This is a genomic window from Mucilaginibacter sp. OK098 (genome assembly GCF_900142915.1).
Lineage (GTDB): Bacteria > Bacteroidota > Bacteroidia > Sphingobacteriales > Sphingobacteriaceae > Mucilaginibacter.
Genome location: NZ_FRCM01000001.1, coordinates 593,042 through 610,245 on the forward strand (window position 1 = coordinate 593,042; position 17,204 = coordinate 610,245).

Annotated in this window: 14 protein-coding genes; 11 read left to right on the top strand and 3 right to left on the bottom strand. The window is 38.3% G+C overall.

The window, feature by feature from the left end:
• Position 1: 1 nt before the first annotated feature.
• The 6 genes from BUE31_RS02380 (at position 2) to BUE31_RS02405 (ending at position 5,646) form a co-directional block, all read left to right on the top strand.
• The gene (locus BUE31_RS02380; protein ID WP_073399884.1) at positions 2–889 is read left to right on the top strand and encodes a Ppx/GppA phosphatase family protein; all 888 of its coding nucleotides are present in this window, start codon (positions 2–4) and stop codon (positions 887–889) included.
• A 160-nt stretch (positions 890–1,049) separates the two neighbouring features.
• Positions 1,050–1,610, top strand: coding sequence for a UbiX family flavin prenyltransferase (locus BUE31_RS02385; RefSeq protein WP_073401594.1), 561 nt, complete (start codon positions 1,050–1,052; stop codon positions 1,608–1,610).
• 135 nt (positions 1,611–1,745) lie between these two features.
• Positions 1,746–3,065, top strand: coding sequence for a tRNA (N(6)-L-threonylcarbamoyladenosine(37)-C(2))-methylthiotransferase MtaB (gene mtaB, locus BUE31_RS02390; protein WP_073399886.1), 1,320 nt, complete (start codon positions 1,746–1,748; stop codon positions 3,063–3,065).
• 27 nt (positions 3,066–3,092) lie between these two features.
• Positions 3,093–4,256, top strand: a complete 1,164-nt coding sequence (locus BUE31_RS02395) for a prolipoprotein diacylglyceryl transferase (protein WP_073399888.1) — start codon at positions 3,093–3,095, stop codon at positions 4,254–4,256.
• Positions 4,249–4,713: a GtrA family protein gene (locus BUE31_RS02400; RefSeq protein WP_073399890.1), complete on the top strand. Its 465-nt coding sequence runs from the start codon at positions 4,249–4,251 to the stop codon at positions 4,711–4,713. The genes BUE31_RS02395 and BUE31_RS02400 overlap by 8 nt, the downstream gene beginning before the upstream one ends.
• 141 nt (positions 4,714–4,854) lie before the next feature.
• Complete coding sequence (locus BUE31_RS02405; protein ID WP_073399891.1) at positions 4,855–5,646, top strand: inositol monophosphatase family protein; 792 nt, start codon at positions 4,855–4,857, stop codon at positions 5,644–5,646.
• Between the two features lie 94 nt (positions 5,647–5,740).
• Here the strand turns inward: BUE31_RS02405 and BUE31_RS02410 are convergent, their stop codons facing one another.
• The gene (locus tag BUE31_RS02410; RefSeq protein WP_073399893.1) at positions 5,741–6,292 is read right to left on the bottom strand and encodes a NifU family protein; all 552 of its coding nucleotides are present in this window, start codon (positions 6,290–6,292) and stop codon (positions 5,741–5,743) included.
• A 200-nt stretch (positions 6,293–6,492) separates the two neighbouring features.
• A complete protein-coding gene (gene purB / locus BUE31_RS02415; protein ID WP_073399895.1) occupies positions 6,493–7,836 on the bottom strand; it encodes an adenylosuccinate lyase in 1,344 nt (447 codons plus the stop codon).
• A 257-nt stretch (positions 7,837–8,093) separates the two neighbouring features.
• On the opposite strand from purB, the gene BUE31_RS02420 reads away from it, so the two are divergent.
• The 5 genes from BUE31_RS02420 to BUE31_RS02445 all read left to right on the top strand — a co-directional run bounded on the left by BUE31_RS02420 (position 8,094) and on the right by BUE31_RS02445 (position 15,715).
• On the top strand, positions 8,094–8,705 hold the full coding sequence (locus BUE31_RS02420; RefSeq protein ID WP_073399897.1) for a TetR/AcrR family transcriptional regulator: 612 nt from the start codon (positions 8,094–8,096) through the stop codon (positions 8,703–8,705).
• Between the two features lie 114 nt (positions 8,706–8,819).
• Positions 8,820–10,142, top strand: coding sequence for a TolC family protein (locus BUE31_RS02425; RefSeq protein ID WP_234997737.1), 1,323 nt, complete (start codon positions 8,820–8,822; stop codon positions 10,140–10,142).
• Positions 10,143–10,171: 29 nt separating this feature from the next.
• Positions 10,172–11,275, top strand: a complete 1,104-nt coding sequence (locus tag BUE31_RS02430; RefSeq protein ID WP_073399907.1) for an efflux RND transporter periplasmic adaptor subunit — start codon at positions 10,172–10,174, stop codon at positions 11,273–11,275.
• 26 nt (positions 11,276–11,301) lie between these two features.
• Complete coding sequence (locus BUE31_RS02435) at positions 11,302–14,718, top strand: efflux RND transporter permease subunit (protein ID WP_073399909.1); 3,417 nt, start codon at positions 11,302–11,304, stop codon at positions 14,716–14,718.
• Between the two features lie 379 nt (positions 14,719–15,097).
• On the top strand, positions 15,098–15,715 hold the full coding sequence (locus BUE31_RS02445) for a TetR/AcrR family transcriptional regulator (RefSeq protein WP_073399913.1): 618 nt from the start codon (positions 15,098–15,100) through the stop codon (positions 15,713–15,715).
• A gap of 236 nt (positions 15,716–15,951) precedes the next feature.
• On the opposite strand, the gene BUE31_RS02450 is transcribed toward BUE31_RS02445, so the two are convergent.
• Positions 15,952–17,190 carry a nucleoside recognition domain-containing protein gene (locus tag BUE31_RS02450; protein ID WP_073399915.1) on the bottom strand — a complete coding sequence of 413 codons (1,239 nt, stop codon included), beginning with the start codon at positions 17,188–17,190 and terminating at the stop codon, positions 15,952–15,954.
• Positions 17,191–17,204 lie beyond the last annotated feature (14 nt).

A 17,204-nucleotide genomic window follows, 5' to 3' on the forward strand; every position in this document is an offset into this window, starting at 1 on the left:
ATTGAGATACGCCGCGATAGATATAGGTTCAAATGCAGTAAGGCTGCTTATTGCTGATATTATTGAAAACAATGGTTCAGTTTCGTTCAAGAAAAATACATTGATCAGGGTGCCGTTGCGTTTAGGTGATGATGCATTTTTAGATCATCAGCTTTCTGATAAAAAAACGGCCGACCTTGTGAAAACCATGCAGGCATTTGGCAAACTGATGGAGGTATATAAGGTAGCCGATTATATGGCCTATGCAACATCAGCCATGCGGGAAGCTAAGAACGGGGCGGAGATAGTAAAACAAATAAAAAACGATGCAGGGGTTGATCTGGAGATTGTTCATGGCCAAAAGGAAGCAGGGATGATATACGCCAGCCATGCAGACCAAACCATTGATAAAAGTAAAAACTACCTTTATATTGATGTAGGTGGAGGGAGCACTGAGCTATCATTTTTTTCGGCAGGAGAAATGTGGGCCTCAAAGTCATTTAATATAGGTACCATCCGGATGCTGGATAACCAGGATACGGAAGAGAGTTGGAACAACATGAAAGATTTTATACGTGAAAACACTAAACAGTTCAAAATTATTTCAGGCATCGGAACCGGCGGAAACATCAATAAATTGTATAAATTATCCGAAGAAAAAGATAAGGCTCCTTTAACTTTTGGGAAACTTAAAGCGCTGTATAGTTATTTAACTTCATTTTCGCTTAAAGACAGGATAAATGTGCTTGGCCTTAACCAGGATCGCGCCGACGTAATTATACCTGCTTGCGAAATTTATATAACGGTAATGAAATGGGCTAATATTAAAAACATATACGTGCCTACAGTTGGATTGGTAGATGGTATCATTCAAACCCTTATAGAAAAAAACTTTCCAAAAGCAGGTTAAATTTATTTTAAGAAATTATTTAAAAATTAAAAAACTGTTAGTACATTTGTAGTGCCCTCTCAAAGGGCATGTTTTTCATAGGTAGATGTAGGGTCGAGTATTTATATTCGACCCTTTTTTATGCATTCAATTTTAATTGGCCGGTTTTGTTAATATGGATATGAAGAAAAAGATTGTTGTTGCTATTACCGGGGCCAGTGGTTCAATATATGCTAAATTATTACTGCAACAATTGCAAAGACTGGGCACTCAACTTGCCGAAGTAGCCGTAGTAATGTCTGATAATGCTAAAGATGTTTGGAAGTTTGAGCTTGATAATGAAGAATATAACGATTTACCATACAAGATATATTCTAAAACGGATTTCATGGCGCCTTTTGCTTCCGGTTCGGCAAAGTTTGATACCATGGTTATAGTTCCCTGTTCCATGGGTACGCTGGGCCGCATTGCTTCCGGGATCTCTGATGACCTGATAAGCCGTGCCGCCGATGTAATACTAAAAGAACGCCGTAAGCTGATCCTGGTTGCCCGGGATACGCCGCTTAACCTGATCCATATCCGCAATATGCAAACTGTTACAGAAGCAGGTGGCATCATTTGCCCTGCAATTCCATCGTACTACAGTAAACCTCAAACAATTGAAGAGTTGGCCATGACTGTGGTTAACAGGGTTATAGATCTGATAGGACTAGAGAACGAGAGCTATAGGTGGAGCGAATAGTTTGATTTCGGATTTCGGATGTTCGATTTCGGATTTAAGAAATTTTAAGTTTAAAACTATTTCGCATTCAAATAATTCCGAAATCGAACATCCGAAATCCGAAATAAATAAAATTCTTATCTTTGCGCCTTCAAAATGAATAAGAAAGTAGCATTTTATACATTAGGTTGTAAGCTGAATTATTCGGAAACTTCGTCTATTGGCCGCCAGTTTAACCAGGCCGGCTTTAATACGGTTGAGTTTACCGATACGCCGGATGTGTTTGTTATTAATACTTGTTCAGTTACTGATAACGCCGATAAAAAGTGCAAAAAGGTTGTTAAGGAAGCCCTTAAGATCTCGCCAAATGCATATGTTACCATTGTTGGGTGTTACGCCCAGCTAAAACCAAAGGAGATTGCCGAAATTCCGGGTGTCGACATGGTCTTGGGCGCTGCAGAGAAGTTTCAGATCATAGACTATATTAGCGACCTGACCAAAAAGCCTAAAGCCCTGGTTTATAACCAGCCGGTATCTGAGGCAAAAGATTTTATACCCGGATTTTCAATTGGCGACCGTACCCGTACGTTTTTAAAAGTGCAGGACGGATGCGATTATTCATGTACTTTTTGCACCATTCCATTGGCCCGTGGCAGCAGCCGGAGCGATACCATTGAACATGTTATTGAACAGGCAAATGAAATTGCAGCTTCAGGTGTAAAGGAGATCGTATTAACAGGCGTAAACCTTGGTGATTTTGGCATAAGGGGTGGTGAGCGCCAGGATAAGTTTTTTGACCTGGTTAAAGCGCTGGATGACGTAGAAGGAATCAATAGGTTTAGGATCTCGTCTATTGAGCCTAATTTGTTGAGCGATGAAATTATTGAGTTCGTAGCCCAGTCGAAACGTTTTGTACCGCATTTTCATATTCCATTGCAATCCGGCTCTGATAAGATCCTTGGATTGATGCGCCGAAGGTATAAGCGTGATCTGTATGTAAGCCGGGTAGCTAAAATTAAACAGCTGATGCCCCATTGCTGCATAGGTGTTGATATAATTGTGGGCTTCCCCGGCGAAACAAGAGAAGATTTTATTGATACCTACAATTTTTTAAACGAGCTTAACGTTTCTTACCTGCATGTATTCACTTATTCAGAGCGGGAAAACACCCTTGCCAGCGAGATGAGCGGTGTAGTACCCGGCTCAACACGCGCTGAACGGAGTAAAATGCTGCATATATTATCGGATAAAAAACGCAGGGCATTTTATGAAAGCCAGCTGGATAAAACAGAAGAAGTGTTATTTGAGGGTGATATTAAAGATGGATTTATGCACGGATTTACCCGTAACTATGTTAAAGTGAAAACAGCATATGATCCTTTGCTTGTAAACGAATTAAAATCAGTTCATTTAACAAAAATATCATCTGACGGTGATGTTGAAATTACCGAAAGCGAAGAAATATTAGCTCATTAACGCTATCTTGGCCCCAAATTACTAACGATGTTTCCAACTATATCCTTCCTTATTCAATACCTTACCGGGCTCGACATTCCACTTCCTATACAAACTTTTGGCTTTTTTGTAGCTATTGCATTTATGGGAGGCTATTGGGCATTCGTACAGGAGTTTAAACGCAAAGAGAAATTAGGATACATACATTCGTTTGAAAAAACTGTTACAATTGGTGCGCCGGTATCATTTTCAGAACTGCTTGGGAATGGAATTTTTGGGTTTGTATTGGGTTATAAAATATTGGACTCCATTCTGCATTATCACGCATTACTGGATGATCCGCAGGATTTTATTCTTTCGTTAAAGGGTAATTGGTTAGGCGGGATAATAGGTGCAGCAGGCTTTGCCTATTGGGCTTATTATGAGAATAAAAAGCAATTGCTTCCGCAGCCTAAAACACAACAGGTTACAGTACATCCAAGCGAATTAATGGGTAGCATACTGCTTTGGGCAGCTATTTGCGGCTTTGCGGGTGCTAAATTATTTAATGCGCTTGAAAACTGGGGCGAATTCATGAAAGACCCGGTTGGGATGCTGATTGGATTTAGCGGACTTACCTTTTATGGTGGTTTAATATGCGGTGGCGCTGCCGTATTATATATTGCCCGTAAACACGGTATTAAGCCACTTGATATGCTTGATATTGGTGGGCCTGGCATGATGCTAGCTTATGGAATAGGCCGCATTGGCTGCCAGATGTCGGGTGATGGTGACTGGGGTATTTATAATTTAAATGCCAAACCACATTGGTTAAGCTGGATGCCTGATTGGATGTGGGGGTTTAAATTTCCGCATAACGTAAACAACGAAGGCAACATAATACCAGGCTATATTGGTAAATTTAACCATGAATTGCCTGCGCCGGTATATCCTACTTCATTTTATGAATCTATAATTTGTATTTTATTGTTCCTGTTTCTATGGAGCATTCGCGACAGGATAAAGATCCCGGGAGTAATGTTTGGGATCTATATGATATTAAATGGCGTTGAACGCTTTTTTATAGAACTGATTCGCGTAAATACTAAATACCACGTTGCAGGAATAAACTTTACTCAAGCTGAAATGATCTCTCTTTTAATGGTAATAGGTGGGGCCGCTTTAATTTTTACCGGCTTAAACAAAAAACAGACCCTTCCAAAACATGACTGAAATAAACCTGGGTAATAAGCTGTTAGATAACCATATAATAAGGTTTGTATTTTCTGCCGGATTAGGTTTTTTGGTTGATATATCAGCTTTCTATTTATTTTACCATAATTTCCTGGTTCAAAAAACTTATAACATATTTACACTAACTGTTCGTAATTCCACACTTTCGCTGGCTTTATCTTTCTTTATGGGAGTGGTTGTTAACTTTATAATAACCAGGTATTTTGTTTTCTCTCAATCAAAATCATCACCCTATAAACAATTCTTCAGGTTTGTATTGGTAGCTATAGTGGGCTTTTTTGCAAACCTTGTAATTTTGAAACTCTTTATACAGGATCTGCAAATGTACCCGCCGGTGGCCCGTCCGCTCGCAGCATTAAGCCTGTTTTTTGCCAGTTATTTTATTCATAAGTTTTTTTCGTTCAGCCTATCGTTACGACACCAAAGTACAGACTGAAGTAACACTAATTGCCGCTAATTTATTCGAATTTCACAAATCTAATTTGTTGCAATTTGTATTATTTCGGTTTATCCGCGTTACTCAATTCGTGTAATTCGAATAAATTCGTGACATTCGTGTCCATTCACTCGTGCTTATATGGAACTTGATCAGATAGTAAATAAAGTAATTGAAATTTCAAAGGAAGTAGGCGGTTTCATCAGGGAACAGAGAAAAACGTTTAGTCCGGATAAAATAGAGATCAAGGGGCTTAATGACCTGGTATCGTATGTTGATAAAACTGCCGAACAAAAAATTGTCACCTTCTTACAAACGGTTTTGCCCGAAGCCGGCTTTATAACCGAAGAGAAAACCATTAATACAGTTGGCGAAAGATATAACTGGATAATTGATCCGCTTGATGGTACTACTAATTTTATACATGGTTTACCAGTTTACTCTGTAAGTATTGCGCTGCAGGAATACGATGAGCTGATATTAGGTGTGGTATATGAAATTAACCAGGATGAGTGCTTTTATGCCTGGAAAGATTCACCTGCCTATCTTAATGGGAACATAATTAAAACAAGTGATAGCCCGACAATTGATAAAAGCTTATTAGCCACCGGATTTCCATATTACGATTTTACAAAACAGGCAGCTTATATTAATTTGTTTACAGAGTTAATGAGAAGTTGCCACGGCCTCAGGCGTTTAGGATCGGCAGCTGTTGACCTTGCATATACGGCATGCGGAAGATTCGATGCTTTTTATGAATATAACCTAAACCCATGGGATGTTGCAGCCGGAATTATAATAGTAAAACAAGCAGGCGGAGATGTAGTAAACTTTAAAGGTGGGGATGAGGTTTTGCAAACCCGTGAGCTATTAGCTACTAACGGGAAGATAACAGGGGAACTGTTGGAGGCGATAGATAAACATTTTAAATAAGCACTAATTTTCTCGAATTAGATCGAATTTCACGAATTAAAAGAGATAGAGTAATTCGTGAAATTCGAATAAATTAGTGTCATTCGTGTTAGTCTTATAGTGCTTCAGAAACAACCTCGGTAACTTCAGGTACCATACGTTTCAGTAGGTTTTCAATACCTGCTTTAAGTGTTACAGTAGATGATGGGCAACCACTGCATGATCCGCGCAGCTCAACCGTTACCACACCTTCATCAAATGACTTATAGGTAATTGCACCGCCATCCTGCTCAACTGCCGGGCGTACATAATCATGCAAGATCTGCTGGATCTTAACTTCTGTTTCTGAACCTTCAAAATCACCGGCTTCGGCCTGCTCTTCATCCTGAACCTTTAATTCAGATTCAACGGCGCCTTTTACAAACTCTTTTAATATCGGTAAAATATCTTCCCAGTTATCATTCTCAAACTTGGTTACCGTAACAAAATTGCTGGCAAAGAAAACACCGTTTACAAACGAGAATTTAAAAAGCTCTTTTGCGAAAGGTGACTTTTCAGCACTTTCCCTGGTGGCAAAGTCAACGCTGCCATTTATTAGCAACTTGTTCACAATGAACTTGGTAGTTGCCGGGTTGGGAGTTGATTCTGTATATACGTTGATATTCATCTTATTTTTAATTAGTCTTAAGTAAACAAATTTAAGCAGCTTTTTGATTTATAGATGCTTATTTTATTGTTATGACCCGTGGGTGACGATATGTTAATGATGTACGAATGTGCAGATATGCAAATGTGCGGATGAATAAATTAAAATCTATACGATAGAAAAGCATCCGCACATTCGCATATCAAAAATCCGCACATTAATCAAATTCCGGTATAATTACTTGGTGTTATCTTCTTCAGCTCTTCTTTAATAGTATCACTTACCTGTAGCCCGTCAACAAAAGTAGCAATAGTTTGAGCATTAACCTTTGTATTGGTACGGGTAAGTTCTTTAAGTGCCTCATACGGGTTTGGATAAGCCTCTCGACGCAATATGGTTTGGATAGCTTCAGCAACTACAGCCCAGTTAGCTTCAAGGTCAGCATTAATGGCGTCGTTATTAAGCAATAGCTTATTTAGGCCTTTTATGGTTGATTTAATTGCGATAAGGGTATGACCAACCGGCACGCCAATATTACGCAGAACGGTTGAGTCGGTTAAATCTCGCTGTAGCCTTGAGATAGGTAATTTGGCTGCAAAGTGCTCAAACAAAGCATTGGCAATACCAAGGTTGCCTTCAGAGTTTTCAAAATCAATAGGATTAACCTTATGCGGCATTGCCGATGAACCAATTTCGCCTTCTTTTATTTTTTGCTTAAAGTAGTTCATAGATATATAAGCCCACATATCCCGGTCAAGATCTATCAGGATGTTATTTATCCTTTTTAAGGCATCACATTGAGCTGCAAAATTATCATAATGCTCTATCTGGGTAGTAAATTGTGAACGGCTTAGTCCTAAAATATCATTCACAAAATGATTTCCGAATGCTTTCCAGTCAATTTCGGCGTAGCCGATATAATGCGCATTGTAGTTACCAGTAGCACCGCCAAATTTGGCAGAATATGGGATTGGTTTTAAAAGATTAAGCTGATTTTCTAATCGCTCAACAAAAACCATTATTTCTTTACCCAGACGGCTTGGCGATGCCGGCTGACCATGGGTATGCGCCAGCATTGATACTTTGTCCCAATCCGCCGCGTATTTTTTAAGGAGGCTTACCAGCTCATTAATTGCGGGGTAGTAGGTGTTGCTTAATGCCTCTTTAAAAGAGTAAGGGATGGCAGTATTGTTAATATCCTGAGACGTTAAACCAAAGTGGATAAATTCTTTATAATCTTCTAATCCGAGTTTATCAAACTCTTTTTTAATAAAATACTCAACCGCCTTTACATCGTGATTGGTTATTTTCTCGATCTCTTTTATGCTTGCGGCATCTTCTTCAGTAAAATTTTTATAAATGTTGCGTAACTTTTCTGCTACATTTTTATCAAACTTTTGTAGTTGTGGCAACGGATGTTCACAAAGGGCTATAAAATATTCAATTTCAACAAACACCCGGTATTTGATCAGCGCATATTCAGAAAAATAAGCAGCAAGTTCTGCTGTTGTATTACGATAGCGGCCATCAATAGGTGAAATTGCTGAAAGAGGAGTAAGGGTCATGTTCTTTTAAATTTTTTGCAAAGATAAGGATTTGATGTGCAGATGATGTGCGGATGTGCAAATATGCAGATGTGCGAATGGGAAGATGACTATTAATAGGCTCGATTTTAGATTGTTTCTTTTCATCCGCACATCTGCACATCCGAAATTCGCACATCCTTTTGTCATCCGCACATCAAAAATCCGCACATCCGCACATTGTTTGTAGGAAACTTTGAAATCTAAAAATGTTTCCTTAGTTTTGACCCTGAAAGTCAATGAGTCAAATAGAAAGAATAATTCAAGGTGGTGAAGAGCTGTTTTTAACGGCAGGGATCAAAAGCGTAACCATGGATGATATAGCCAAACATCTGGGTATGTCGAAAAAAACCATTTACCAGTTTTTTAAAGACAAGAATGAGCTGGTAATAGCCTTAGTAAAGAAAAAGCTAAAGGAAGATGAAGATCAGATTGCGGAGATCATGAGTAAATCGGGCAATGTGATAGAGGAAATGATCAATATGATGAAGTGTTCAGAAGATATATTCTCAAGGATCAACCCGATAGTAATACATGATATGCAGAAATATCACCCGGAAGCCTGGGCGGAATTTCAGAAATTCAAAGCAGATGTTTTGATAAGCACGCTGGAAGAACTTTTAACAAAAGGTATAAAGCAAAGTTACATAAGGCCTGATATTGACGTAAAGATAATTGCCAGGATGCGGGTGAGCCAGGTAGAAATGGGCTTTAATACTAACATATTCCCCATGGCTGAATTTAACCCATGGAAAGTACAGGTGCAATTTTTAGAACATTTTAATTATGGTATTTGCACGCTTAAAGGATACAAGCTTTTAAATCAGTATAAAAATATAAACGAAGAATAAAAAAGACTGCTGACATAGGGCTGTCATTAATGGCCACGATTTTTGGATCAGTATAAAACAATAGCAAACAAATCACAACTCTATAAAATGAAACATATACTAATTATAATATGCATGTTAAGCGGAATCGCCTTAAAAGGCTTTTCGCAGCAAGCACGACCTGATACACAAAAATATAATTTCAGCATCCAGGATTGTATAAACTATGCTTATGTACACCAGGATTCGATAGTAAATGCTGCGCTTGATGTAAAAAGCGCTGAGTATAAAGTAAAAGAAACCACAGGGATTGGTTTACCGCAGATAAAAGGAACAGCTTCCTTCCAGGATTATTTAAAGATCCCCACAACCTTGTTGCCTGGTCAATTTTTTGGCGCGCCTGCGGGTACTTTTATCCCTGTACAGTTTGGGGTTAAGTATCAATCGAGTCTTGGGATAAATGCGGATCAAATATTATTTGATGGTAGTTACCTGGTTGGTTTAAAGGCCTCAAGAACATACAAAGAGCTTTCTATAAAGAGTCATGTTCGTTCGCAAATTGAAGTTAACGTGAGTGTAACTAAAGCCTATTACCAGGTTTTGGTTAGTAATGAGCAGTTGAGATTAATAAATGCCAACCTGGCTCAATTAAAACAACAAATGGATGAAACAGTTCAGCAAAATAAACAAGGTGTTGTTGAAAAGATAGATGTTGACCGCATTACCGTTCAATATAATAATTTAGTGACTGACCGTGAAAATACCATTCGTTCGCTGGCATTAAATTACCAGGTTTTAAAATTTCAGATGGGAATGCCTATTGAGAATCCTTTATCATTAAGAGATAAACTGGATGATATAAAACTAGATGACATCGCCGGCCTTTCGGGTGATACTTCTTTTTATCATAGCAGGATTGAATACAGCCTTGCCGAAACCGGGATTGCTTTAAAACAACTTGATTTAAAACGGCAAAAATCACAGTATCTGCCTACGCTGAAGCTTAATGCAAGTTATACCTCATCATATCAGAATAATAATTTTGGTAACTTGTATAAAATGAGCTTTCCATCAAGTTATGTGGGGCTTACATTGGATGTGCCTATATTTAATGGTTTTCAACGCTTAAACCAGGTAAAACAATCTCAGATTGCGGTTTTAAAATCACAAAACGATTTGGAGAATGCCAAAAACGGACTAAAACTGCAAGCCAGCCAGGCAAATGTGAACTATATTAATGGTTTACAAAGCCTTAATAATCAAAAAAGGAACATGAATTTGGCTGAAGAAGTGTTAAGAGTATCTAAAATAAAATATCAGCAGGGGGTAGGCTCGAGCATTGAAGTAACACAGGCACAAACCTCGCTTGAAGATGCTGACAATAAATATATACAAGGATTATACGATGCCTTAATAAGCAAAGTAGACCTGGATAAAGCATACGGACGAATAAAATAAATCAAAACAATCACAACATATTATAGAACATGAAAAAAATATTATATATACCAGTTTTAGTTTTACTTGCAGCTTGCTCCAATAAGCCAAAAGATAAAAAAACAGAGCTTGCCGATCTGAAAAAGCAACAGGCGGACCTGAGTACAAAAATTGCAACATTACAGGCCCAAGTTGGTACTACCGACTCGGCAAAAACCACAGATGTTAGCTCGGTGGTGTTGAAACCTGCTGATTTTACCAATTATGTACAGATCCAGGGTAAAATTGATGCACAGGATAATGTTATAGCTTATCCGCAGGCACAGGCCATTATTACCAGTATTTATGTTAAACCCGGCCAGCATGTAAGCAAAGGGCAAGTATTAGCACAATTGGATAATAGCGTATTGCAACAAAATATTGCGCAATCAGAATCGCAGGTTAGTTTAAATCAAACATTGTTCCAGCGTCAAAAGAACTTATGGGATCAGAAAATAGGAACTGAAGTTCAATTTTTACAGGCACAAACCACATTGCAGGCTAGCCAGAAAGCTTTATCTGCTCTTAAACAACAGTCCATCCAATATCGTATTGTATCGCCTATCAATGGTACAATTGATCAAATGGACCTTAAATTAGGCCAGGTTGCTGCACCGGGACAAACAGGGATCCGCGTTGTAAACGCCGATGTTTTAAAAGTTAAGGCAGATGTTCCTGAGTCATACGCAGGCACCGTTAACACCGGTAATGTTGTAAAGATATTGGTGCCTGATGCCAATGATTCATTAACTACTAAAGTAACTTTTGCAGCTAAGGTTATTGATCCGTCTTCACGCAGTTTTGGTGTTGAAATAAAATTGCCGGTACGGAAAACTTTACGCCCGAATATGACTGCGATTATACAGATTGCCAATTACTCAAAACCTAATACAATAGTTGCACCTGTAAAAGCGATTCAGAAATCGGAAGCAGGTGACTATGTTTTTATTAACAATAATGGCATTGCCAAAAGGGTAAATGTTAAGGTTGGCGCTACTTATGGCGGTCAATCAGAAATATTATCGGGTTTAAAAAGCGGTGATGAACTGGTTACTGAAGGCGCTACAGAAATTGAAGATGGCGACAAAATAAAGATTTTAGCTTCTGGTAATTAATTAAATTAACACTTGATCTGTTTATTATGAAAGATCTGAACAAAGAATTTGGGCCCTCAAGCTGGGCCATCGAAAATAAAACAGCTGTTTACGTACTCATATTTTTGATTACCGTATTGGGGCTCATTAGCTATAATCATTTACCCAAGGAAAATTTTCCGGATATAGCGCAATCAAAAGTGTTTGTTTCGACAGCATTTATTGGGCAATCTCCGCAAAATGTGGAAAACCTGGTTACAAGGCAAATTGAAAAGCAATTAAAGTCTTTAAAAGGTCTTAAAAAGGTTACTTCAAACTCGGCACAGAATATATCGATAATTACAGCAGAATTTAATGCAAACATTGATATTAAGGATGCCAAAATTGATGTTAAGGATGCAGTGGATAAAGCCAAGCAGGATTTGCCTCAAAATGATAATAACCTTAAAGAATCAGTTATATCTGATATCAATGTTGCAGATCTTCCAATTTTGTATATCAATATTTCTGGTGATTACGATCTTAAGAAATTGAAGGAATATGCTGATAACTTAAAGGATGAAATTGAAAGCTATAAGGAGATATCGAAAGTTGATGAAGTAGGGGCTTTAACTCCCGAAATTCAGATCAATGTTGATATGAATAAGATGGCTGCTGCACAAATAGGCTTTAATGATATTTTAACTGCAGTTGGTAATGAGAACGTATTAGCTTCGGTCGGTACGGTTACAACCGATGGCGTACGCCGCAGCATTGACATTAAACAGGATTTTAAAAATGCTGATGATGTTGCTGCAATGGCTATCAGGAACCCAAAAGGGCAGGCTGTTTATTTAAGAGATATTGCAGAAGTAAAGGATTCATTTTTAGAGCAGGAAAGTTATGCCCGTTTGAAAACAAATGATAACGCCAACTTTAAAAATGTAATTACCTTAAATGTAAGTAAAAGAGCTGGAGAAAACCTGATTGAAGCATCTGATAAGATCAATCAGCTTATCAAACAAAAACAAAAAACAGTTTTTCCAAAAGGATTAAATATTACAGTTACAGGCGATCAGTCTGATAAAACCCGGACAACGCTTAACGACCTTATAAATACTATAGTAATAGGCTTTTTACTGGTAACGCTTATTCTGATGTTTTTTATGGGCACCACCAACGCCATTTTTGTGGCGTTATCGGTTCCTTTATCCTGTTTTATTGCCTTCCTGGTGATGCCTGTTATTGGCTTTACGCTGAATATGATCGTGCTGTTTTCATTCCTTCTGGCTTTAGGTATTGTGGTGGATGATGCTATTGTGGTAATTGAAAACACGCACAGGATATTTGCTAATGGAAGAGTTCCAATTAAGCAGGCTGCTAAAATGGCTGCCGGTGAGGTGTTTTTACCTGTATTTTCAGGTACCATGACTACTTTGGCACCATTTGTTCCGTTAGCTTTCTGGAATAGTTTGATAGGCCATTTTATGTTCTTTTTACCTATCACACTAATTATTACGTTGCTGGCATCGTTGGTGGTAGCTTATATAATGAACCCGGTGTTTGCGGTTGATTTTATGAAACCCCATCACGATGGCGAGCATGATAATCCGAAATTTGACCGCCCGGTGAAGCGTGCTATGATATTTTTAGTAATTGCTGCTGCTTTAGGTTATTGGATTAACGTAGGTATAGGAAATTTAGTGGCCCTGATTGCTGTTCTTTACCTTTTAAATCATTTCTTCTTATTGAAAGTGATTGACAGGTTCCAGAAAAATGCATGGCCAAAATTCCAAAACTGGTATGCAAAATGGCTGGAACGGGCTGTTAAAAGACCCGTACTAATGCTGTTCAGCACATTTGTTTTATTCATACTCGCTATTGTACTGATGGTTGTAAGAGGTAAAACACCGGAGTTTTTCCCATCAGGCGACCCTAACTTTGCTTACGTGTATATAACAATGCCAATAGGAACCGACCAGGCATATACCAATGAGGTTACCAAAAAGCTTGAAAAACGTGTGGCTGAAGTTGTAGAGCCTGACAAAGATGTGGTGACATCAATTATATCGAATGTAACTAAAGGCGTTACCGATCCTACCGATGAGGATCAGGGTGATTATGAAAACAAAGGTAAGGTTACTGTAGCTTTTGTTGAATTTGGTAAACGAAATGGCAAGGATACAAAAGCTATTTTGAAAAGGATTCGTGGCGCGGTTCAGGGTGTTCCGGGTGCTAAAATCTCTGTAACCCAGGAAAACAGCGGGCCACCGGTACAAAAAGATATCAGTATTGAATTAATAGGGGATAACCTTGATTCATTAGTTAAAACAGGCGAACGCCTTAAAAGTTATATTGCTAAACAAAACATTGCTGGTATTGAAAACCTTACCGCTGATGTGCAAAGCGATAAACCTACTATTGTATTTGATGTTGACAGGGAGCGTGCTAATCGTGAAGGAATAAGCTCGAGCCAAATAACAACTAATTTATTAACGGCAGTACTGGGGCAAAAAGCTGCTGATTTTAGAAATACAAAAGAGGATGATTACCAGATAAAAGTGCGGGCTTTGCAAAGCCAGCGTGGTGATATTGATGCCTTGAAAAATTTAAAAGTCACTTACCGGGACCTGGCGACAGGAGGAGCAATCAGGCAGGTCCCTATCTCGGCCTTTACTGATGTACGTTACACTACTACATTTAGCAATATAAAACGTAAACAACAAAGGCGTGTACTCACTTTAGGCTCAAACGTAATTAAGCCGTTTAATCCTAATGATGTTAATGCAAGTATACTACGGGCTATCGGAAATTTTAAAACCCCTGACAATATTTCGATCAGGCAGGGTGGTGGCCAGGAAGATCAAATGGAAGCAATGAACTTTTTGTTAGGTGCTTTGGCTACTTCATTCGGTTTAATATTGATCATTTTAATGATCCAGTTTAACTCGATAGGAAAGACGTTTATTATTATCAGTGAGATCTTCTTTAGTATAATAGGGGTGTTGCTGGGAGTAAGTATTTTCGGAATGACTATGTCAATAGTAATGACTGGTGTGGGGATCATAGCCCTGGCAGGTGTTGTAGTGCGAAACGGGATCCTGCTGGTTGAGTTTACCGATATGCTGATAGAGCAAGGTGTAAGTCTTCATGACGCAGTTGTAGAAGCCGGGCATACCCGTATGACCCCGGTATTATTAACAGCAACTGCTGCCATATTGGGCCTGATCCCTTTAGCTGTAGGCTTTAATATTGACTTTGTTGGTTTGTTTACTCATTTTGCACCGCATATTCACTTTGGTGGTGATAACGTTGCCTTCTGGGGCCCGTTAGCCTGGACAATGATCTTTGGTTTAGGCTTTGCAACTGTTATTACCTTAATATTAGTGCCTTGTATGTACATTATAAGGGTTAACATTAAAAATAAATTATTCGGCAAAAAGGAAATAGTAACTGAAGAAGAATTTGCAGAAGTTACTGCCTGATAACTGAGTACCTGATATAAAAAACAGCCTTTCAAATTATTGGAAGGCTGTTTTTTGTTATAAAGGTTTATAATTGTGGGCTGCTTTAGACGGTTTTAGTTTCCTGGAATAACCCTGATTCAATTGTTGAACCGGGACCAACCTTTAACCTGATAAAATACCCGTTTTCGGCCCTGAGATTGATTTAATGAGGTTCGGTATAATGACAGGGTCAAGGTCCGGCTTAATCATTTCTGCGTAATTTTGTTGGTGTAATGTAGCATTAACAGTTATGGTATCGTATGTATATTTAGAAAAATTGATAAATTTGTTAAAAAAGTCAGGATATAGGATAACCAATTTTACCTTACACAGTATACTACTATATTAATTGCTTAAAATGATTTCAGCTACAGATCAGCAGGATGTAAAAAAGGAGAAGATTTTAGAAGCTGCCCATCACCGGTTTTTACACTTTGGTTATTCAAAAACCACAATGAATGAAATAGCGGGCGACCTTTCAATGTCAAAGGCGCTGCTTTACTATTATTTCCCGGATAAAAGCCAGCTATATGTTGCTGTTATGCATAAAGTAGCTGATGACTATTTAAAAAAATTAGCGGATAAAATAAATACTTTCGCTAATTTAAAGGAGGCTTTTATATTCCAGATTGATACCCAGCACGATTTTATCGTGACCAATTATAATTTTTTTGATTACTTCAGGCTGAATGAACAAAACTTGCCCGAAATGATCTGGGATATAGTTAAGCAGGTGCATGAATCGGAAATGGAATTGCTGGTTAGCGCAATAACAACCGAGGTTGAAAGGGGGCAAATTAAACCGGTCGCTAATCCAAATGAAATTGTAGAAGTTTTATTGGATGCTTTACATGGGGTTAGAGCTAAATCTTTATCGCATAAAAAAACAATGTTCCCCAATAAAGAGCACTTGGATGAGATCCGCGCTAAACGTTTATTGCTTGCTGATATATTTATTAAGGGATTGATGTATTAGCCTCATTTTTACCGGGCTACTGTCACCTGTCAGTCAAAAGAAGCCCGTGAATATTTAATAGAAAAACATTATTAATATATTTGACTAAATAAATTATTTAGTCAAAAACTAATCAATTTATTTAAAATACTTCTAATTATAGAGGTGATTGTTTTAGAGTGATTGAAGCGGGCCCGAAAGTATTTTGGGCCTGCTTTTTTAATGGCTTTTAAACTCTAAAATCAATTGTGAGGCCATTAGCCAAAAAATAAATAGGATATTAAAATAGCAGTTACAATACCGAAAAAATCGGCAATCAACATGGCCGGTAAGGTATAACGTGTGTGTTTTATCCCTACCGCACCAAAATATAAAGCAATAATATAAAAAGTGGTATCAGCTGTGCCGTATAACACGCTTGACATATGCCCTATAAAGCTATCTGCGCCAAAATGCTTTAAATTGTCGAGCATAAGAGCCCGGGCGCCCGAACCGCTGAGTGGGCGTATAAATGCAATAGGTAATACGTCTGTAAAACGTGTATCCATATTAAAATGACCGAACAACCATCTAAATCCTTCACCAAGATACGTTAACGCCCCGCAAGTACGGAACAAACTTACCGCAACGAGCAAGCCAACCAAATATGGAATTATTTTAACGGAGACCTCAAAGCCCTCTTTAGCGCCTTCAACAAAAGCGTCGAACACGTTTATTTTTTTTCGTACGCCACCCAAAATGAAAATTACCGGAATGCCCAGATAAATTACATTACTGAAAACTGCTGAAAATCCACTTATCTGAGCTTTATTAAGGTATTCAGTAAAATACCATATTAACACTGCTATAAAACCTGTTATACCAAGGAGCCAGGCCAGAACTACTTTATCAAACAAATTTATTTTCTGTTTTATCGATACAACAATCAATCCGGCAAGTGTGGCAACGAATGTTGCCACTATACAAGGAATAAAAATGTCTGTCGGGTCTTTAGAGTGATAAATAGCTCGTTGTGCAATTATGGCTATTGGCAAAATAGTTAAGCCTGATGCATGCAGCACTAAAAACATAATCTGTGCGTTAGATGCCGTTTCTTTATCTTTATTTAACTCCTGAAGGCCTGCCATGGCTTTTAAGCCAAGCGGTGTTGCAGCGTTATCGAGCCCTAATAAATTTGCAGAAAAGTTAAGCATCATTTGCCCTACAGCAGGGTGGTTTTGGGGGACTTCCGGAAAAAGCCTGCTAAAAAATGGGCCTACAATCTTCGAAAGAAAATTTATAGCCCCCGCTTTTTCACCTATCTTCATTACCCCCAACCAAAGTGACATAATACCAACAAGCGGAAGAGCAATATCCATAACCGATGACTTTGCCGAATCAAACGTGCCTTCAGCCATCATCCTGAAGATCTCTGTATCGCCAAAAAATATCAGACGGATGAGTGCTATTACAAAGGCGATCAAAAAAAATGCTATCCAGATATAGTTAAGGGCCATAGAAGATATTTAAG